14 protein-coding genes and 1 rRNA gene are annotated in these 20,467 nt (G+C 43.6%); 7 read left to right on the top strand and 8 right to left on the bottom strand.

Translation table 11 applies throughout. The features are described from left to right. The first annotated feature begins 192 nt into the window (after positions 1-192). Positions 193-304, top strand: a 5S ribosomal RNA gene (gene rrf, locus BMX95_RS16890). A 278-nt stretch (positions 305-582) separates the two neighbouring features. Here rrf and BMX95_RS16885 read toward each other — a convergent pair. Together BMX95_RS16885 and BMX95_RS16880 are read right to left on the bottom strand one after the other, a co-directional pair. Further along, on the bottom strand, positions 583-1,029 hold the full coding sequence (locus BMX95_RS16885; RefSeq protein WP_081203602.1) for a hypothetical protein: 447 nt from the start codon (positions 1,027-1,029) through the stop codon (positions 583-585). A 211-nt stretch (positions 1,030-1,240) separates the two neighbouring features. Continuing rightward, a complete protein-coding gene (locus BMX95_RS16880; protein ID WP_081203601.1) occupies positions 1,241-2,497 on the bottom strand; it encodes an aminotransferase class I/II-fold pyridoxal phosphate-dependent enzyme in 1,257 nt (418 codons plus the stop codon). Between the two features lie 296 nt (positions 2,498-2,793). Between BMX95_RS16880 and pafA the strand changes: the two genes are divergently transcribed. From pafA to BMX95_RS16860, 4 genes are all read left to right on the top strand, one after another. After that, positions 2,794-4,446, top strand: coding sequence for an alkaline phosphatase PafA (pafA, locus tag BMX95_RS16875; RefSeq protein WP_165759075.1), 1,653 nt, complete (start codon positions 2,794-2,796; stop codon positions 4,444-4,446). A 304-nt stretch (positions 4,447-4,750) separates the two neighbouring features. After that, positions 4,751-7,603: a M16 family metallopeptidase gene (locus tag BMX95_RS16870; protein WP_081203599.1), complete on the top strand. Its 2,853-nt coding sequence runs from the start codon at positions 4,751-4,753 to the stop codon at positions 7,601-7,603. Positions 7,604-8,622: 1,019 nt separating this feature from the next. Continuing rightward, positions 8,623-9,162, top strand: a complete 540-nt coding sequence (locus BMX95_RS16865; protein ID WP_081203598.1) for a hypothetical protein — start codon at positions 8,623-8,625, stop codon at positions 9,160-9,162. 347 nt (positions 9,163-9,509) lie between these two features. After that, on the top strand, positions 9,510-10,688 hold the full coding sequence (locus tag BMX95_RS16860) for a trypsin-like serine peptidase (protein WP_081203597.1): 1,179 nt from the start codon (positions 9,510-9,512) through the stop codon (positions 10,686-10,688). Positions 10,689-10,818: 130 nt separating this feature from the next. On the opposite strand, the gene BMX95_RS16855 is transcribed toward BMX95_RS16860, so the two are convergent. From BMX95_RS16855 to BMX95_RS16830, 6 genes are all read right to left on the bottom strand, one after another. Beyond that, complete coding sequence (locus BMX95_RS16855) at positions 10,819-11,877, bottom strand: class I fructose-bisphosphate aldolase (protein WP_081203596.1); 1,059 nt, start codon at positions 11,875-11,877, stop codon at positions 10,819-10,821. A 259-nt stretch (positions 11,878-12,136) separates the two neighbouring features. Continuing rightward, a complete protein-coding gene (gene fbaA / locus BMX95_RS16850; protein WP_081203595.1) occupies positions 12,137-13,204 on the bottom strand; it encodes a class II fructose-bisphosphate aldolase in 1,068 nt (355 codons plus the stop codon). 144 nt (positions 13,205-13,348) lie between these two features. Further along, positions 13,349-14,224 carry an MBL fold metallo-hydrolase gene (locus tag BMX95_RS16845; protein WP_081203594.1) on the bottom strand — a complete coding sequence of 292 codons (876 nt, stop codon included), beginning with the start codon at positions 14,222-14,224 and terminating at the stop codon, positions 13,349-13,351. A 189-nt stretch (positions 14,225-14,413) separates the two neighbouring features. Beyond that, the gene (locus BMX95_RS16840; protein WP_081203593.1) at positions 14,414-15,514 is read right to left on the bottom strand and encodes a hypothetical protein; all 1,101 of its coding nucleotides are present in this window, start codon (positions 15,512-15,514) and stop codon (positions 14,414-14,416) included. A gap of 14 nt (positions 15,515-15,528) precedes the next feature. Beyond that, positions 15,529-16,305 carry a helical backbone metal receptor gene (locus tag BMX95_RS16835; protein WP_081203592.1) on the bottom strand — a complete coding sequence of 259 codons (777 nt, stop codon included), beginning with the start codon at positions 16,303-16,305 and terminating at the stop codon, positions 15,529-15,531. Between the two features lie 1,251 nt (positions 16,306-17,556). After that, entirely contained in the window at positions 17,557-18,924 is a 1,368-nt protein-coding gene (locus BMX95_RS16830) for a pyridoxal-phosphate dependent enzyme (protein ID WP_081203591.1), read from the bottom strand. A 175-nt stretch (positions 18,925-19,099) separates the two neighbouring features. Here BMX95_RS16830 and BMX95_RS16825 point away from each other — a divergent pair, with 175 nt between their 5' ends. Both BMX95_RS16825 and BMX95_RS16820 read left to right on the top strand, forming a co-directional pair. Then, on the top strand, positions 19,100-19,759 hold the full coding sequence (locus tag BMX95_RS16825) for an alpha/beta fold hydrolase (RefSeq protein ID WP_081203590.1): 660 nt from the start codon (positions 19,100-19,102) through the stop codon (positions 19,757-19,759). Between the two features lie 78 nt (positions 19,760-19,837). Further along, a complete protein-coding gene (locus BMX95_RS16820) occupies positions 19,838-20,434 on the top strand; it encodes a hypothetical protein (protein WP_081203589.1) in 597 nt (198 codons plus the stop codon). Positions 20,435-20,467 lie beyond the last annotated feature (33 nt).

Here is a 20,467-nt window from a genome sequence, read left to right as displayed (position 1 = left end):
TGACGTTGATAGGCTACAGATGTACAGATGGTAACATCAAAGTCGAGTAGTACTAATTACCCGTACGCTTTAATTTTTTTAACAATTTTGAATACGAATAATATTTATTGTTAGTTCTATTACGATCGCATTTACAACTTCCCAATATGTAATCTTATTACGGTTTAGACATAACATCTTAACTAAAGATCTTATGGTGATTATACCGAGGGTGTTCACCTCTTCCCATTCCGAACAGAGAAGTTAAGCCCCTCATGGCCGATGGTACTACACAACAATGTGGGAGAGTAGGTAGTTGCCATATTTATTGTAAAAAGCCTCTTGACTGGTGTCAGGAGGCTTTTTGCTTTTTATACCTCCCTGGAAAGGGCAGAAGGCAAAGGGCAGAAGGCAAAAAGAAATACAACCACAAGCCACACGCAATACACTTCTTCGCAGCAAACTCCTAAGAACATTGCCCCCAGAACTTAGACCCCAAGAGCTAAGAACTCAAGAGCTAAGAACCCAAGAACTTAATAACCCAATAACGGGAACTCGAACCTTTAAACTTTAAACTTTCAACTTGAAACTTTAAACTTTAAACTATCTGAACGACTTAATATTAGTGATGGCTAAATTGGCGAAGTCAACTTCCATATCCGGTAAATAAGTGCCGGGCGTAAACTCATCATTTCGCTTTAATTTATACCGCAGGTTGTTACTGTGTCTTTTACTTACGAACATCAGGTCATTGAAAGTGTCGCGGTAGAAGCCCAAACAGAAAATATTTATATAATACTTTCCTTCTGGCACCTTGAAGATGGTGAATTGATTATCGATGGGATGGTAAATACGTTTTACAATGCCGGCTCCGGTACGATCAAAACGGTCGAATATTACCAATACAGAATCAACCAGGGGATTTTGAGCATCCCGTGGGTGCAAACGGATCAGTACATTCACACTGTCTGGTAGTTTTTTACTTTGTGCATTTGCCGTTGTAGCTGTCATAAACATCAGCAGCAAGGCCAGCACACAGACCGCTTTCATAGATATTGATGTTTGGGTACCGGAATAAAGTTCATTACATGCCTGGCAATTTTTACTTCGTCAAATTACTATTGAAACTTTTGATCTCTAATAAGTAATAACGCTTATTCGAATAATTTCTTATTTAATATCTCAGGCTTTTGGGTAATAAACATAAAAAAATCCCGGAGGTTCACCCCGGGATTAAAATAAATGCTGTAAATCAATATGTTTAAGCTTCTGCCATATCAGGAATAGCCGATACTTTATAAGCGCCGGCATCCAGCTTCTGTTTGGTTTCAGAGAAGGCAGTGAGCGTTCTTTGAATATCTTCATCAGTATGAACGGCAGTAGGAATAAGCCGGTAAATGATGTGTCCCTTTGGAATTACCGGATACACTACGATAGAACAGAAAATACCATAGTTTTCGCGCAGGTCCATTACCATGGCGGTAGCTTCTTCCACACCGCCTTTCATGTAAATAGGGGTTACCACAGAATCAGTATTGCCAATATCGAAACCTCTTTCCCGCAAACCTTTTTGCAGTTTGGTTGCTACATCCCACAACTTTTCCTTTAACTCAGGACGGGTTTGTAACAACTCCAGGCGCTTCAGGTTACCAATTACCAGTGGCATAGGTAAGCTTTTAGCGAAGATCTGGCTGCGGATGTTATAACGGATATAATCGATGATGGCTTTGGGACCGGCAATGAAGGCGCCGATTGAAGCCATAGATTTAGCGAATGTAGAGAAGTACACGTCAATTGCGTCCTGCACTCCCTGTTCTTCACCAGCACCGGCGCCGGTTTTACCCAGGGTACCAAAACCATGGGCATCATCTACCAGCAGGCGGAATTCATATTTAGATTTCAGTTCGGCAATTTCTTTTAGTTTACCCTGGTCGCCGGCCATACCGTATACGCCTTCCGTAATAACCAGGATACCACCGGCTTTTTGTTTGTCGATCAGGGCAGTAGCGCGTTGCAGCTGCTTTTCCAGATCTTCCATATCGTTGTGTTTGAAAACATACCGGTGACCGGGATGTAAACGAACACCGTCTATGATACAGGCATGGCATTCAGCATCATAAACAATAATGTCGTGACGACCGCACAACACATCGATCAGGCTTACCATACCCTGGTAACCAAAATTCAACAAAATGGCATCTTCCTTACTTTCAAATTCGGCCAGTTTCTTTTCCAGTAACTCGTGGTTGTTGCTGTTTCCACTCATCATACGGGCACCCATCGGTAATGCCAGTCCGTATTGAGCAGCACCTTCTGCATCGGCTTTTCTTATTTCAGGATGATTGGCTAAACCCAGATAATTGTTCAAGCTCCACACGATCATTTCCTTACCTCTGAACTTCATTCTGCTCCCGATCTCACCTTCCAATTTAGGAAATGCAAAATAACCATGAGCCCTTTCACGATGTTGACCTATTGGACCATAATTCTTTAGTAATCTTTCAAAAATATCTGCCATAATATGGATTTTAATTAAAGGGTTATTGCTGCTGTTTTTGGCGAATGGCGCAAAGGTAGCGTTTTTAATGTTTTGATAACCTTGCGTGGTGGTTTAATGGCTGCCCGTATGGGCGGTTTCCTGGTTTAACGGCGAATGGTCCCGATTATTTGAATGAATATTCTAAAAGTTTGTAAAATCGGGCCATTCAAACAAGTTAGCAATCAAAAGATTAAGCAATCGTTTGTCTGCCCGATTTTATGAAATTTTAATGTACGGGGTTTGGTAGCCGGTTATCTTTGCCAAAACTTTTTTTAATGCGCCTTCTATTAGCAACTACTTGTTTTTTGCTGTTTTGTTTTATTTCACCCGCTCAAACAAAAACGGCTACAACCGCTCCCACTACTGTTAACCGACCCAAATTGGTAGTAGGTATTGTTATAGACCAAATGCGTTGGGACTACCTCTATCGTTTTTATGACCGTTATGCTGCCGATGGTGGTTTCAAACGTTTCCTGAACCAGGGCTTCTCCTGCGAAAACACCATGATCCCTTACGTACCCACCATCACGGCCTGTGGCCATACCTGTATTTATACCGGCAGCGTGCCGGCTATCCATGGCATTGTAGGCAACGGCTGGTTCGATCCCCAAAGAAATAAGAATGTATACTGTACTGAAGATTCAACTGTGTCAACCGTTGGTGCGGAAGCAGGTCTGCCCGGCGCTATGAGCCCTTTTAATATGAAGGTTACCACTATTGGCGATGAGTTAAGACTGGCTACCAATTTCAAAGGCAAAGTAATTGGTGTAGCTGTAAAAGACAGAGGTGGTATTTTACCTGCCGGTCATTCAGCCAATGCGGCATACTGGTATGATTCCCGTAACGGAAACTGGATAACTTCAACATACTACATGAAGGAGCTTCCTAAATGGATGCAGGACTTCAATGCCCAGAAGCTCGTAGATAAATACTATGGAATGGGCTGGAACACGTTGTACCCAATCAACTCCTATGTACAAAGTACGGCCGACGAAAAAAGCTATGAAGGCACTCCTTTCGGCGCCGATCAAAAAGCTTTTCCATACGATCTTAAGAAATTTGCAGGTACCAATTACACTAATATTTGCACTACTCCGTATGGTAATTCCATGACGGTTGAAATAGCAAAAGCAGCTGTGATCGGCGAACAACTGGGCGCTGACAATATCACCGATATGCTGGCCGTGAGCTTTTCTTCGCCAGATTATATCGGCCATACATTCGGTCCTAATTCAGTTGAACAGGAAGATGATTACCTGCGCCTGGATAAAGACCTGGGCAGCTTCTTTAACTTCCTCGATGCCAAAGTGGGTAAAGGACAATACGTGGTGTTTTTATCAGCTGACCACGCCGTAGCACACGTGCCTGGTTTCAGCAAAGAAAATAAATTGCCTGGCGGACTGGCGCCTGCCGCCAAATGGAATACCGAGCTGGCTAAAATATTGAACGAAAAATTCGGTAACGGCAAACTGATCATTGGTAATTTCAATCATCAGATCTACCTGAACCACCAGTTGATCGATTCTATGAAACTGGATGCCAGTGCGGTTAAAAAAACGATCATTAATTACCTTATTCGTCAGCCTGAGGTAGGGCAGGTGTTTGACCTGAACAAACTGATGGAAGTGCCTTTAACGGCTAAACAACGCGATATGGTAGCCAATGGTTATAACCAGCATTTAAGCGGCGATATTCAGATGATGCTGCAGGCCGGCTATATGGAAGGTTACGCTACCGGTACTACCCACAGTGCCTGGAACCCCTACGATTCTCACATTCCGTTGCTGTTCTATGGCTGGAATATACCCAAAGGCAAAACCAATCGTGAAGTGTATATGACCGATATCGCGGCTACACTGGCAGCCATGCTGCACATACAAATGCCCAGCGGTTGTATCGGACATGTTATTGAAGAGGTAGCGAAGTAGATATAAACTAAACTTGTTATAATAAGAAGCCCGGTATTATTGCCGGGCTTTTTCGTTTTAAGTTTAAAGTTTAAAGTAGAAAGTTTAAAGTTTAAAGTTGGAAGTTTAAAGTTTAAAGTTGGAAGGAAGAAGCTCTCTGCTCTTATGTTGCCGTTATTGGGTTCGTGGGTTATTAGGTTCTGAGTTTGGGGTTTTGGGTTGCCGCGTTGCGGCCTTTCTGCCCGCTGCCTTCTGCCTTTTTTTATCAACGGCTCTTAAGGTTATTGCCTCTCCCAATATTTTTGTAGTACCAAAAACAACTAACATGATGAACTCTTTGCGTGTTGCGCGGTGGCTGTTGCTGCTGATTGGTATGTTTGTTATTCAACATACTTCGGCCCAGTTAAACCTGAAAAGCAAATTACCGGTTGATACAAAGGTTAAAATCGGAAAGCTGGCCAATGGGTTAACGTATTACATTCGTCAGAATAAAAAGCCCGAACAGAAAGTTGAATTAAGGCTGGTATTGAATGCCGGTTCCATTCTGGAAGAAGACGACCAGCAGGGGCTGGCCCACATGGCCGAACACATGGCCTTTAACGGTACCACCCATTTCAAGAAAAATGACATCGTGTCCTTTTTACAGAATATTGGCGTTGGCTTTGGGAACGACCTGAATGCGTACACCAGTTTTGATGAAACAGTATATATATTGCCGGTTCCCACAGATAAATCCGGTAACCTCGAAAAAGGTTTCCAGGTGCTGGAAGACTGGGCGCATAACGTAACCTATCTCGATGAAGATATCAATGGCGAACGCGCTATTATTCTGGAGGAAAGCCGCATGGGCAAGGGCGCCAATGACCGCATCTTCAGAAAAGTGTATCCGCATCTGTTTGAAGGATCAAAGTATGCAAAGCGTTTACCTATTGGTATCGACAGCATCATTAAAAACTTCCCGGTTGATAACATTCGCCGTTTTTATAAAGACTGGTACCGGCCCGATCTGATGGCCGTGATAGTGGTAGGGGATCTTGATCCGGCCAAAGCAGAGGAGATGGTGAAGAAACATTTTGCCGGATTGACCAACCCAACTGCTGAACGCAAAAGAGAATACGCCGATGTTCCACCTTACAATGTTTCACAGGCCATGATAGTAACCGATAAGGAGGCTACCGGCTATCGGGTGTCTGTAAATTATCCCGCCATTAAAAAAGAAGCTTCGGTAACGGTAGGCGATTACCGCCAGGAGCTGATTCAACAGATGTTTGTTTCCATGTTGAATGAACGCCTGCAGGAACTTACCCAGAAAGAAGATCCACCGTTTATTTATGGCGGGGCTGATTTTGATTCGTATGCCCGCGGGTATGAGAGCTTTAATGCCATGGCTGCAGCTGGTACCGGTGATGTTAGAAAAGCCATGAATGCACTGGCTGAAGAAATAGAACGGGTAAAACGGTTTGGGTTTACCCAACCTGAATTGCAACGCGCCAAAAAAACGATACTGGCGCAATATGAACGTACTTACAACAACCGTACTAAAACAGAATCGGCCGACCTTGTGGATGAATACATGAACAACTTTTTGGTACAGGAACCCATACCCGGCATTGAAAAGGAATTTGAATATGTAAAAGCGATGTTGCCCGCTGTTACGCTCAATGAAGTAAACGGGGTATCGAAGGGTATTAAAGACCAGAAGAACCTGTTTGTATATATGAGCGGTCCGGAAACAAACGACAGCACGGCCCCAACCGATAAAGAACTGTTGGCAATCATCGATGAAAAAGCAAACGCCGACCTTAAACCGTATGAGGAAAAAGCAGTGGCAGCTTCCCTGTTGAGCAAAACACCCACGCCTGGTAAGGTACTGGCTGTTACAAAAAATGCACTGCTGGGCACTACTGACTATAAATTAAGCAACGGTGTTACGGTAACGTTAAAACCAACCGATTTCAAGAGCGATCAGATCATTATGGGCGCTACCCGGCCCGGTGGTAAAAACGAATATGGGGTGGTTGATAAGTATAGTGCTGAATATATGGTACAGGCTACCAGTGCCATGGGACTGGGGCAGTTTTCGCCTACGGATTTAAGTAAGGTGCTGGCCGGTAAAACGGTTAATGTGGAAGCTGTTTTTTCAGCCATTTCAGAGGGCTTCCGGGGTACCAGCAGCGTAAAAGACCTGGAAACGCTGTTCCAGCTCACTTACCTGCATTGCACGGCGCCGCGCGGCGATACGGCCTTATTCAGGGCGTTCATACAAAAGAATAAGCTACAGTATGCTTTTATCAGTTCGAACCCGCGGGCGGCATTTGCCGATACGTTGTATAAATCATTGTTCGATAACAATCCGTTAGCACCGGTAGTAGTGCCTAACAGCAGCTACTTCGATAAGGTCAGTTATGACCGGGTGCTGGCTATCAATAAAGAGCATTTCGGCGATGTAAGCGGGATGCAGTTTGTATTTACGGGCAGCTTTACAGAAACGGAAATAAAACCGCTGATTGAAAAATACATTGCCAGTTTACCTTCCAGCGGTAAAAAATTCAATTTTGTCGATAATAAAGTTCGGCCTGTAGCAGGTAAAAAAACACTGACGGTTAACAAGGGCAAAGAAGAACAAAGTCTGATAGTAGGTCTTTACACCGGAGAAATGCCTTATAGTGAAGCTGTTGAAATGAAAGCCCAGGCATTGAGTGAAGTCCTTAACATTCGCATTATTGAAGAGTTGCGTGAAAAAATCCAGGGTATTTATGGCGGGGGTACTTATGCCGAACTGGAAAAGTATCCATACCCTAATTACAGTTTTGTAGTACAGTTGCCCTGCGGGCCACAAAAGGTTGATACGCTGGTAAAAGCCATTAAGAACGAATTCAGTGAAATGGTTTCGAAAGGGCCTGATACCACTTACCTGAACAAGGTGAAAAAACAATGGCTGGAGTCGTACAAGCAGAACATAAAGGACAATGGTTTTTGGGTGGAAAAGCTGTTGCTGTTAAAATCGCAGGGTGGTGACCCCGACCGACTTGTTCATTATGAAAAGTATGTGAATATGCTAACACCTAAAGACATCCAGGAGGCTGCCAAACTGGTGCTGTCGGGAAACGAATTCCTGGCCATACAGTTACCTGAAAATGCAAAAGGTACGGCTGCCGAATCTAAAAAAGGATTTTAGCAGCTAAAACACTAAGGAGAAGTCAGTTGTAAGTAGTGAGTAGTGAGTGGTGAGTGGGTTCCCGATATTCGTACATTTTCAATTTCCGCGAGGTTGCGACTATCCGGATTTCCCGAAGTTTGCGAGCCCACTCACAACTCATTACCCACTACTCACAAAAAATCCCGCTTATAACGGGATTTTTTTTATGTATTTTGTTGAATTGCAGTACATATGAACAAGGCCGTGAGGATGAGCAAAAACGAAAAAGTAGAATCCGCGCAAATGCTGGATGAACAAGGAGTTGGTGAAAATTATGCTCATTCGTTTTAACACTAAAAACTCTAAAAAATATTTTTTTATTTTCCCCTAAACACTAACTTGCATCAACAAACGGTTATAGCAAAACTCCTCCCTATTAGTCTTGTACTGCTTTTACGACGAGCGTTTAACGCTGGATTTGATCATTTGTGCTAGTAATGTTTTTTTTGCATGGCACTGTTTTTCAAGAACAGAAAATACATACGGATTATGAAGATGCAATCATGTGAGCTGGATAACTCGCGTGGGTGTATTAAATATAATATTATAGATAAAGATATCCCGGAGGAAGAGGTGTCTTAGTACCGGCTTTAATTAGTGGCAGGTAAAGCTTTGTTCATACAGGCATCGTTAAGTTGCTCTGAAAATTACCTGTTTAACGATTTCGCTGGTTTAGGGGTTGCTAGATCACGACAGTCGGCCGCATGGCTGGCTGTCTTTTTTTTGCCCCTGATAGTTACCGCGACGGCTTCCTGCTTGCAATGACGTAATACTATAAACGAAAATAGCATTGCGTGGCTATCTCTGCCTTCTGCCCTCTGCCTTTCTTAATAAAATGCAAAGGCTTAATGCAACAATCAATTTTATATTGGTTTTAACGGTTTAACCTGCTGAATTTCAGATTATATCTTAAAATTTGTTAATTGTAGAGTTGTCCACATAAACGTATCGATAAGGCATGTATTTTGGACTTCTATTCGTAACCAAATCGATGATTTATGAAACGGGTTTTACAAGTTTTGCCAGTACTTGCCTTTTTAACTACAGCTTCTTTTATTTCGTCACAGGCACAGGTTAGTGTAAGCGTGAATATCGGTGCGCAACCCAATTGGGGGCCTGCCGGTTATGAATCGGTTGATTATTACTACCTGCCCGATATTGAATGTTACTACTATGTTCCGCAGCGCCAGTTTGTTTACCTGAACGGTCCTAACTGGGAGTTCTCGTACAATTTACCGGCGCGTTGCCGCGGCTATGATCTGTATAGCGGTTATAAAGTCGTTTGCAGCGGTCCAAGACCATATATGCATTATGCAGACCATCGGGTAGCTTATGCCCGTTACAGAGGTTATAGAGGCCACCAGCCGGTAATACGGGATTGTGGTCCACGTGGTGGTTATGTTGAACATCATTATTACGACGGCCCACGCGGTCATGGTCATGGATATGGCCATTATGAAGGTCGTGGACATTATGAAGATCGTGGGCATTATGAAGATCATGGCCGGGGACATGGCCATGGTCACCACAAATGGTAATTCAGGGACGGATTCAATAATAAAAGGTGAGTTGCTGTTTAACAGTAAACTCACCTTTTTAATTACGACAAGCATTACCACAATCATTGTTTCAGATATTCTATTTCTTTTATATTGCGTCCCTGAAACCGAAACGCCCTGGTTTGTACCTTCTTTTAACATCAGCCCCTTCTGCCGAAAGAACTGTTTTGAGTTAATACGTTATTTATATGATCAGGCACATGCATTAACTGCATGATGACACCGTATTGCCATACGCTTTGTTAACTATTCCATTCCCTTTGTGAACAGGCAAAATTTGATTCAAGGATTTAAAAACCAAATTTATAACCTGAAAAACAAACTTTATGGCAACAAAAACCATGTCACAGAGACCCAATGGGGGTCATTCAGAAAGATTTTCCGAATTGGCTTCGGAAGTTGAACAAAGAAGAAAAGTATTGTCCGAAACTCCGGTCTTTGAAACAGAAGAGGTTGAAGGTGGCTTTGAAATGTTAAAACCAGAAGAAATGCACCGGGAAACAACCAATGTTTTATCGCAGGCAGGTATGGCGCTTCGTGAAAACATAATGGAGGAAGCAGGCACAAATACTGAAGACGATCAACCGTTGGATGCCATATTTGCCAGCTATGGCGAACTGTTGGCGAAGCTGCAACAAACACAACCTGTTATGGGCGAAATTCAGGAAGAGTTGGAAGGCCGCACACCTGCCAACAATACCACTTTTCCATTCAGGGCCATTTGCCGGCTCATCATTTCCGGCAGTGACAACACCCGCTGGTATGGGACCGGTTTTCTAATTGGACCCCGTACTGTTATTACAGCTGGGCATTGTGTTTATTTGCATGAACATGGCGGCTGGGCACGCAGCATTGAAGTTATTCCCGGATTAAGCAGTGAAAGCCGTCCTTATGGTTCTGCTGTTTCCCGCATCTTTAAATCGGTAGCAGGCTGGACCAAAGGCAAAAACCGCAACCAGGATTATGCAGCTATTATTCTGCCAAATAATTCTCAACTGGGTACTCAAACAGGCACGTTTGGTTTCTCTGTTATGAAAGATGAACTGCTGGAAGCTGCCACATTGAATATGGCCGATTACCCCATCATTCAACATACGCGGCAGGCTTTCTTCAGGTTCCAGAAACGGCAGTTCCAGCAACAACGTGGTGTTTTTGAAGGCCAGTATCAACGTCAGTATGAACAACAATCTGAGCAAAGCCAGGAAGGAATGGAAGAACCGACCGATATGCCGGAAGAAGCACCAAGACTGAAGGAAGGTTTACTGAATATGACCAACCAGTTGTGGTTTGCTTCTTTGAAGGTTAGCTCTGTAACGCCCAACCAGATCCGTTATGACCAGCAGGTACAACGGGGACAAAGCGGCGCACCAGTTTGGGTAAAATCGGGTGGAAGCCGTTATGTAGTGGGTATTCATACAAGCAGTTTCCTGTCGGGCATAGGTGCCCTTCGCATTACACCACAGGTGTATAAAAATTTAATGGAGTGGAAGTCGAAAGGTATGTAAGAGTGAAATATGAAGTAAGAAGTACGAAGTAAGAAGTATGAAATAAGAAAGGTGAGCTTCGCAATAATAGCGGGCTCACCTTTCTTATTATCTTCCTGCTTCTTACATCTTACTTCCTACTTCAGCATTTTTATGCAACGGTAATATCTTTATCCAGATATACGTCCTGTGTAGCATGCAGCAACTCAATACCTTCTTTCATGGGGCGTTGAAATGCTTTACGGCCCAGGATCAATCCCATGCCACCGGCTCTTTTATTGATCACAGCGGTATATACAGAATCTGCCAGATCGCTGGTGCCCTTGCTTTCGCCACCACTGTTGATCAAGCCTACGCGGCCTGCATAACAATTCAATACCTGGTAACGGCACAGATCGATGGGGTGATCGGTAGTGAGTTTTTCATAAACCAGCGGTGATGTTTTACCATGTTTGGTAGCCAGGTAACCGCCGTTATTGGTAGGTAATTTTTGTTTTATGATATCGGCCTGCAACGTAACACCCAAATGGTTGGCCTGGCCGGTAAAGTCGGCTGCCGTGTGATAATCCACTCCGTCTACTTTAAAACCATTGTTACGGGTATAACACCATAAGATGGTGGCCATGCCCAGTTCGTGCGCCAGTTCAAATGCTTCCGCCACTTCTTTCAGCTGACGGGTGCTTTCGGCAGAACCCCAGTAAATAGTAGCACCAACAGCTACTGCTCCCATGTTCCAGGCACTTCTTACTGTACCGAACATGGTTTGATCGTATCTGTTGGGAAGGCTTAAAAATTCATTGTGATTGATCTTTACAATAAACGGAATGCGGTGCGCATATTTACGGCTCATAATGCCCAATACGCCATATGTACTGGCTACGGCATTGCAACCGCCTTCAATAGCGAGTTTGATAATATTTTCCGGATCGAAATAAATGGGGTTGGGTGCAAAGGCAGAACCACCACTGTGTTCGATGCCCTGGTCAACCGGGAAGATGCTGCAAAAACCAGTATCGGCCAGGCGACCATGGCTTAACAGGGTTTGCAAACTGCGCAACACCTGGTTGCTGCGATTGCTGTTTACCCAAATTTCTTCAACGTGATTGGGAGAGGGGAGGGTAATGGTTGATTTTTCAATAGCAGTACTCTTGTGCTCTAACAGATAAGAGGCCTTGTCACCTAACAGATCGATGATTTTTTTTGATGGCATACTTGTTTATTTGTTTGTGTGAATTGTCAATCGTTAATGCAATTCAGAAGCCAGCTTATAGCTTTAAGGCAAAGCTGTAAGCCAAATTCAGCGTTCTGTATTCCGCTTACGGCTTAGAGCTTATGGCTTACAGCTGTATTTATTCGCCCAAAGATAGGCTGTACAAGTGTGCCATACAACGAAAGGCCCGACGTTACCGCCGGGCCCTGGATCATAATATTTTAACCCGGAAATGAATTCCGGAATTAACTTCTAAAAATTAAGCGTTTCTGTTAATGCAATTCAAATCATCAAACGCTATTTCTAAACGTTTAATAAAGTTTTCTTCGCCTTTACGTAACCAAACGCGGGGATCGTAGTATTTTTTGTTTGGCTTATCTGCACCTTCGGGGTTGCCCAACTGGTCTTGCAGATATCCTTCATTCTTTTTGTAGTTAAGCAGAATACCTTCCCAGAAAGCCCATTGCAGATCGGTATCGATATTCATTTTAATGGCGCCATAACTGATGGCCTCGCGGATCTGATGCTGGGGAGAACCACTGCCACCGTGAAATACAAAGTATACGGGCTTTTCGCCGGTTTTGTATGTTTTTTGAATATAGTCCTGGCTGTTCTTCAGGATCTCCGGACGCAATTCAACATTACCCGGACTGTACACACCATGCACATTACCAAACGCAGCAGCTACGGTAAACATAGGGCCAATTTTACCTAATTGCTCATAAGCATACGCTACGTGCTGTGGCTGGGTATATAATTTTTCGTTCTCAACGCCGCTGTTGTCAACGCCATCTTCTTCACCACCGGTAACACCCAGCTCAATTTCAATAGCCATGCCCAGAGGCGCCATGCGTTTATAGAATTCAACAGAAGTATGAATGTTCTCTTCAATGGGCTCTTCGCTCAGATCGAGCATGTGAGAGCTGAACAGGGGTTGTTTTTTCTCTTTGAAGAATTGCTCACCGGCATCGATGAGGCCACTCACCCAGGGTAACCATTTTTTTGCAGCGTGGTCGGTGTGCAGCACAACCGGTACACCGTAATATTTTGCAACGTTATGTATATGCAACGCACCAGATACACCACCGGCGATATTGCCCTGCAGCTGATCGTTGGGCATACCTTTACCGGCAATGAATTGCGCACCGCCATTAGAGAATTGAATAATTACCGGGGAATTTACTTTTGCGGCTGTCTCAAGGGTAGCGTTGATCGTATTAGTGCCAATTGTATTAACTGCCGGTAAGGCAAACTGGTTTTCTTTGGCATCTTTATACAAAGCTTCGAGTTCTTCACCAAAGAGCACTCCTGGTTTGTATTTCTTCATCGTTTTCTGTGTTAAAGCGTGTTGTTATTTAATTGACTGTCAAAAGCGTTGGAAAATATTTAATAGATAATGGCTTTTTTTAATGCAACGCGAAGATAGTTAATTAGCAATGAATGTTGGTGTATTTGTTACATGACGTAAGTGTTACTTTCCATTCAATGGCTGGCCCCGCAAAATGTTGGTGGCCACTTGTCCGGGCAATACCCTGAACACCGGAATGTTGATCGCATATCTGTTACACAATTGCAGTATGCGTTCATCAATTTCTTCATCGCTATACCGGGAGGAAAAATGCCCGAGAATAAGCTGTTCGATATTTGACCCGCTTACCATTTCCATCACCTCATCGAGGTAACTGTGCCGGTGATTGGGCCGGGTAATGGTGTCATCGTCGAGCAAAAAGGTAGCTTCGTGAATGAGTATTTTTGAGTTCTCCCAACGCGTAAGATCTTCAATGGGCATATCGCCGGAGTAGCTAATTAAATTGGTTTGTACTTCGGTATGGGTCCTGGCCTTGCCCTTTTGTTCAATAATGCGCCTGATATCTTCCTGAGGTAATTTTCTAAGCTCAGGGTTCAATTTCATTTTTGTTTGAATGACCTTATAACTAAGGCTCCTGGTACCGGGCCCTTTTTCGTCTGTATGGGTATTGGGAATGGCTCTGATAAAAATATCTTCTTTTATCCGTACTTCGTTTTCGGCGGAGATAGGCGTCCATATCGTACCGGCAACATGCGGGTCGAACTTTGAGGAGAACTCCTGTAACGCAGGAAAAGAACCACTGTCTTTGGGATAGTAGATAACAGGGAAACCTGGCCGGGCATTCAGTTGATTGAACTGCAGCAAACCGGTTACATGATCACGATCGGCATGGGAGATAAACACATGTTCTATTTTCCTGCTTTTCTGCAACAGGTTCGACATAAGGCCATCGCCTGCATCGAACAACAGCCGCAGTTCTTCAATGAAATACCAGGTAGAAAATAAAGCGGTTGAATAGCCGGTTATAGTGAATTGCATGGTTGGTTATAGTTCATAGTTGAAAGTTCAAAGTTGAAAGTTCAAAGTCTCGAGTTAATGGGTTAATAGTTTATTGGGTTTTTAGTTCATTGTTCTTAGTTCACCGCGTTGCGGCACTTCTGCCTTCTGCTTCGCCCGCCGAATCCGCCGGCTGGCGGAGTAGGAGGGCCCTCTGCCTTCTGCCTTGTATTAATCCTCGATCTTGCCCAGGTTTTTCTGGATCAGTTTTAAGTTCTTTTGCAGGGTTTGTTTTAACTGGCGTTTTACCAGCTGGCCCATGGAAGAACATTTGTAAAATTGCGGGTTATGAAAATAGTCGCCCAGTTCAACCCGCAGCTGGTGTAGTTTTTCGGGCACAGAGATATGGTCTTTCGACATAATGTTCAATAACTCCATTAACCGGAACCGTGAAGAAGCAACGCGAAAAGCCATCATGGTGCGTTCTTCCGTCTGGTACTGGTGAATGCTTTCTTTATTCAGCAGCTTGGCACACAGATCAACCAGTGTGTAATTCTCTTTAAAGAATTGCGGCATGTATAAGTTCTTGCGCCCCTCGTACGATTGCTGATCGAAGTCGATGGCCCTGATGCGGTACTGATAGTCCTCGATATCGGGCGTAATGTCAACCACAAAATTGTACGAACGCATATCGCCCAGTAACCGTACAAAACAACGCTCGTTGAATTTTACGAATTCCTTGGCCAGCCTGATCTTGTTGGTATGCGGATCGCTGAGGTGCTGGTCAATGAATACATCACCGGGAATACCGGGAATATGTTCCTCTACCAGGGTGTTTTGATTGGTGAGGTACGTAATGCGGTTGGGTGAAAGGATATGTTCCAGCTCCAGCCCGTATATACGCGATGCATCAGCTATTTTAATATAGTAGTGATCGTAATTATCGTTGTACTTGTTTACGATGCGGATACGAAAAGGATTGGAGTTACCAAAACTGCAATAGTCAATACGCGCTACATCGAGGTGACTGGTAAACGTAAGATCCCCCTCCGTTTTCAGGATCGCATACATTTGAACCAGACCGTTCCGAATGTATTCCCAGTCGCGCATATCATACACTACCGTTTCCCAATAAGTATCGTTGCCCTTTTTATCTTTTAGGGGAAGGGAATAGGTAATGCGCAGCAGATCGTTGTATGATACGGGCAGCTTTACTTCACGGCCATGATTTTTCAAATACCCACGCAAGCGGTCGTGCACCGGGAACATTGGTTTTTTGCGGGACGGCTTATTGGGTTCGTTTGTATCAATGTTGTCAATCATCGAATTCATATTCACCAAAGTTACTATAACTGCTGCAATAAGCTCGTAAAGTAGGCGGGGGCATGTAATAAGCGGCTTCCGTACCAGCTGAACATTTCCCCATCAACCAGAATAATGCGGGTATTGGGTAATTCGGCCTGCAGTTCATCGATGTGTTTTTGCTGAAAGGGGTAGGGCTCCGATGACAGCAGCAACAGGTCGCACTGGGCCAGCTGCCAGGTATCGATGGCGGGATAGCGGGTGGTATGGTCAAAGATGTTTTTAAAGCCGCAACGGCCAAGCATATCATGAATGAAGGTGTCGCTGCCGATGGTCATGTAGGGATTGCGCCAGATCAGGTATCCGGTTTTCACGTCCCGGTTTTTGTTTTGCAGGTCGGAAAAGGCGGCATTGATCTGACTGATCAACCGGGTTGCCCTGGACTGGGTGCTGGTGATGGCGCCAATTTGTTCTATCATCTCCATGGCATCGGCCAGGTTGTTTACATCAGTTACCCATACGGGGTAGTGCTGTGCCAGTTCTTCCACCTGTTCTTTTACGTTCTCTTCTTTATTGGCAATAATGAGGTCGGGTCTCAATTCCTGGATGACACTTGTTTTGATGGCTTTGGTGCCACCTACTCTTGTTTTTTCGCGAAACCAGTTATTGGGATGAATGCAAAATTTGGTGATACCGGTCACCTGGTCATCGAGCTGCAAAGTATAGAGTAATTCTGTTATGGAAGGAACCAGTGATACAATACTGCGGGGTGAAGCAGGCAATTCTACCGGTCGGCCCATCTGATCTATATAAACACTCATCTGAACTGGATTTATGGGATGAATGAGATGTGTTGGGATGTTTAATAAGAAGCAAAGGTAAAGAAAGCGGCAATCGTGAACGGAGGGATTCTGACCGGAAATAGTAGAAAGATAAAAATTATTGAGGATGTAAGAAGTAAAAGGCTTACAGATTAAGGCCTTCTTCAGGACCGCTGCTGCCTCCTGCTAAAAGCATTGTAGGTTTTAGCAGGAGGGGTTATTGGAGTTAAGCAGACGGTTTTTAACACACAGGAATTGGAACTACCTCGGTCTTGTGGACGTTGGATTTTAAATTACTTGGTTATTCATTAGGATATCCGACGGTTTTCACAGGGATATTCGTTTTGTCATGGACATTGGATCTGGATAATGGCTTTTTATGAATGATATCGGATTGTTAAAAAGTGAAGTTGACTGATACCGGATTTTTCTTGATTTTTCCTGGATATTGAACACGAACGATTTTCCTGGATATTGGAATAGATTGATTTGTAATCAATCAACTTCAGTAACAAAGTTAATACAGATACAAATGTTAACAAGAGCAAAAAAACTCGATTAAAATCGTTCGGTATTTACTGCTAAAATCGTAGCTATCCAGCACTAATATGCGTAGTATTGCTGCATGGGTGGGGGAGTATTACGAAATAGTACATAGTACATTTTACTTATCGTTGATCCAGATCAAATATTTTATAAAAATATATGTTTGAAAGGCGCTTCCAGTAAGGGTTTCAGCGTGTTGTACAAGCTTAATCCGGTTTTTCCACACATTAAACGAAGAAGGATAGCCATTGATCGAATAAACTTAAACTACCGGAAAAATAACAGAATCTTTGTACTGTCAACACGCAGTTGACGTACCCTTTAAAAGTTCTGTACCGGATTTACACGAACGACCTTACTCCTGAAACCATAGAAAATGCCCCTAAACCCTTTACTTGATTTATAGTTTTTTTGGTTTTTGATCCGTACCCCGTATCCAATATCGTGAAAACCAGAAATCTCTATCAGCAAACCAGTCCTTAGTAAAACCGTCCAAAGTACCTGAACAAGATTTCACAAAAGCGCTCTGCTAAATGCGGGGCGCTTTGTTTTTAATGGGCAGAAGGCAGAGATGGCCTCGTGAATTTTGAGCAATCATTATAAATAGTAAAAGCCGGCAACCTTTATACCAGGGATGCCGGCTTTGCTGTATTTATGTGTGTAATAATGGCCGTATTTCTCTCTGCCCTCTGCCTTCTGCTATTCTTAACTCCCTAACGCCAATATCACATCGTACTTGGTAACTATGTGATAATTTCCTAATTCATCTTTGCTCAGCACGGCGCCATTGTCTTTATTGATGAGGGTGCGCAGTTTTTCAATTGGCGTATTAAAATCAACGATAGGGAAGGCGGGTTCCATTACTGTTTCAATGGTGGCATTTTTTATATCGGGGTTGGAGAAGATCTTTTGGAATAATCCGCTTTCACTGATGGCACCAACAGGGCCACTGCCATTGATCACCGGAATGTGCTCGATGTCGTATTTACGCATCAGCTCAACCGCCTGGGATACGGTATGATTGGGTTCAATGGTAATGAGTTTTTGTTTGGCCGCTCGTCCATTAATGATGTCCTTACAGGTCTTGACATCCATAAAACCGCGTTCCATCATCCATTGGTCGTTATAGATCTTGGCTACATAACGGCTGCCATGGTCGTGGAAGATACAAACCACCAGGTCGTCTTTTGTCAAAGGCTGACTGGCAGCAATTTGCATAAGCCCCTGCAGGCAACTGCCGGCGCTGTATCCGCAGAAGAGGCCTTCGTCTTTTGCCAGGCGGCGGGCCATAACAGCGCCATCCCGGTCGGTCACCTGTTCAAAATGATCTATAACGCTCATGTTGTAATTCTCCGGCACAAAGTCTTCCCCAAAACCTTCGGAAATGTAGGGGTGTACTTCATTCATATCCACTTCGCCTGTGCGAAAAAACTTGGTGAGCAGCGAACCATATACATCGATGGCCCAGATCTTGATATTGGGATTTTTTTCTTTGAGGTACATGGCCGTACCCGTTACCGTACCACCGGTACCGGCCGTACAAACCAGGTGGGTGATTTTGCCATCGGTTTGATTCCATATTTCAGGACCGGTGGTTTCATAGTGAGCCAGCCGGTTGGCCAGGTTATCGTATTGGTTACTATGGAAGGAATTGGGTATTTCTTTAGCGAGTCGGCGGGCTACTGAATAGTAACTGCGTGGGTCATCGGGTTCCACATTGGTAGGGCACACAATTACTTCGGCGCCTACTGCTTTCAGAATGTCTACCTTTTCCTTTGATTGCTTATCGGTAGTGGTGAAAATACATTTATATCCTTTTACACAGGCTGCCAGTGCCAGGCCCATGCCAGTGTTACCGCTCGTACATTCAATTATGGTTCCACCTGGTTTTAATTTGCCTTCCTTTTCTGCCACCTCAATCATTTTAACCGCCATGCGGTCTTTGATAGAGTTGCCGGGATTAAAATAATCTACTTTGGCAACAACAGTGGCCGGGAGTTGTCTGGTGATCTTGTTGAGCTTGATAAGTGGCGTATTTCCAATCGTTTCGAGAATATTATTTTTAATATCCATGTAGGTTTTGTTTGTTCGTGACAAAGGTAAGTTTTTAATATCTAGCAGGGTGGTAGCGGGTTACAACAAGTTGAGAGCACTTCCCGATTTGATGGGTTTATTAACTTGTTAACTTTTCAACGCGTCAACCTTTTTAACAATCTGCCGGGTTAAATTTGTATAGGAAATTCCTGCTATGAAAGTGTATTTTATTGCCGGGTTGGCAGCCGATAAACGGGTTTTTAAATATATTCAATTGCCAACTGGATGTGAGGCTGTTTTTTTGGACTGGATATCACCTGACAAAGCTGATACACTCCCTTCTTACGCATTGCGTTTGGCTTCAACCATCAACACGGATGAACCTTTTGCGCTGGTAGGCTTATCGTTTGGCGGTATGCTGGCTACCGAAATAGCAAAAGTGTATAAACCTGCTGTTACCATCCTTATTTCAAGTGTGCCTGTATCGAAAGAATTACCCGGTTATTTTCGCATGGCCGGTAAAATCGGATTGCATAAAATAGTGCCGGTATCGCTGTTAAAGTCAACGGCTGCTACCAAACGGTTATTTACCCGGGAAAAACAGGCCGATAAAATAATGTTGTTAGACCTCATTAACGAAAGTGATTCGGAATTAATTCGCTGGAGTGTGGATGCTATCCTGAACTGGCAAAACGACGTGGTTCCACAACCCCTGTGGCATATTCATGGTAAAAGCGATGAAATATTACCGGTACGGTTTACACATCCTACCCTCACCATCCCCAAACAGGGGCATGTTATGGTAGTTACAAAGCCCGATGTAGTGAATGAATTTCTGGCCAAAGCGTTACAGGGATATACATTGAAGTCATGATCAGGCTTTTTTTAGACATTCTTGCAATAGTAGCTCCATTTTAATACTTTAGGGCTTACTTTTTTAATCCTTAATTGTATGAAACCGTTAACCAAACCTGTTATTCTTATTTCAGCATTTTTTATTTTGATGATGGCGGCTGCCTGCAAAAAAGACAGCGACAAAAACAATGACAAGGCTGCTATTGTTATCGAGGGGTTTAAGATGAAAGATGTAGCCGGTAATGATTTTGGCCGTTATGGACCAGAAGACAACGACTGGACATTTAAGAACACCTTAAACGCGCGGGAAATGGCCCTTTTTGATTTTGTTCCTGCCGGTGTTAACCTGAATAATACGGTGGAAACTGCCATTTCGGACTATAGTTTAATGCCTAGTCCTAACCCATGTACGTATGACCAGTATTTTCAATTAAGCCTTGCTGATTCGGTGCTGGTGAAAGTAGTGGTAGTAAATAATAAACTCGATGTGTTACAAAGAACCGCTGTAAAAGGGAAAGGCTACCTGGGATTTAGATTATTTTATGGCGATACGCTGCAGTTTCCAGACAAATCTTCGTTGCGGGTGTATTATAGTTTTTCTGCTCAAAATAAAGAAAACTATAAAACCGGGTATGGAGATATAAAAATATGCAGAGGGGGCATATATGGGGTTGTCAGTTCCTGTTTTCCATAATAAGAAAAAATATTCATTAGAAAAGGCGGATAT

Source organism: Niastella yeongjuensis (genome assembly GCF_900110245.1).
GTDB classification, from domain to species: Bacteria; Bacteroidota; Bacteroidia; order Chitinophagales; family Chitinophagaceae; genus Niastella; species Niastella yeongjuensis.
This window is presented reverse-complemented; position numbering and strand designations above follow the sequence as displayed.

What these genes read in the sequence shown, in the direction of transcription:
- BMX95_RS16885 (WP_081203602.1), bottom strand. Translation starts at nt 1,029, where the DNA reads ATGAAAGCGGTCTGTGTGCTGGCCTTGCTGCTGATGTTTATGACAGCT.
- BMX95_RS16880 (WP_081203601.1), bottom strand. Translation starts at nt 2,497, where the DNA reads ATGGCAGATATTTTTGAAAGATTACTAAAGAATTATGGTCCAATAGGT.
- pafA (WP_165759075.1), top strand. Translation starts at nt 2,794, where the DNA reads ATGCGCCTTCTATTAGCAACTACTTGTTTTTTGCTGTTTTGTTTTATT.
- BMX95_RS16870 (WP_081203599.1), top strand. Translation starts at nt 4,751, where the DNA reads ATGATGAACTCTTTGCGTGTTGCGCGGTGGCTGTTGCTGCTGATTGGT.
- BMX95_RS16865 (WP_081203598.1), top strand. Translation starts at nt 8,623, where the DNA reads ATGAAACGGGTTTTACAAGTTTTGCCAGTACTTGCCTTTTTAACTACA.
- BMX95_RS16860 (WP_081203597.1), top strand. Translation starts at nt 9,510, where the DNA reads ATGGCAACAAAAACCATGTCACAGAGACCCAATGGGGGTCATTCAGAA.
- BMX95_RS16855 (WP_081203596.1), bottom strand. Translation starts at nt 11,877, where the DNA reads ATGCCATCAAAAAAAATCATCGATCTGTTAGGTGACAAGGCCTCTTAT.
- fbaA (WP_081203595.1), bottom strand. Translation starts at nt 13,204, where the DNA reads ATGAAGAAATACAAACCAGGAGTGCTCTTTGGTGAAGAACTCGAAGCT.
- BMX95_RS16845 (WP_081203594.1), bottom strand. Translation starts at nt 14,224, where the DNA reads ATGCAATTCACTATAACCGGCTATTCAACCGCTTTATTTTCTACCTGG.
- BMX95_RS16840 (WP_081203593.1), bottom strand. Translation starts at nt 15,514, where the DNA reads ATGAATTCGATGATTGACAACATTGATACAAACGAACCCAATAAGCCG.
- BMX95_RS16835 (WP_081203592.1), bottom strand. Translation starts at nt 16,305, where the DNA reads ATGAGTGTTTATATAGATCAGATGGGCCGACCGGTAGAATTGCCTGCT.
- BMX95_RS16830 (WP_081203591.1), bottom strand. Translation starts at nt 18,924, where the DNA reads ATGGATATTAAAAATAATATTCTCGAAACGATTGGAAATACGCCACTT.
- BMX95_RS16825 (WP_081203590.1), top strand. Translation starts at nt 19,100, where the DNA reads ATGAAAGTGTATTTTATTGCCGGGTTGGCAGCCGATAAACGGGTTTTT.
- BMX95_RS16820 (WP_081203589.1), top strand. Translation starts at nt 19,838, where the DNA reads ATGAAACCGTTAACCAAACCTGTTATTCTTATTTCAGCATTTTTTATT.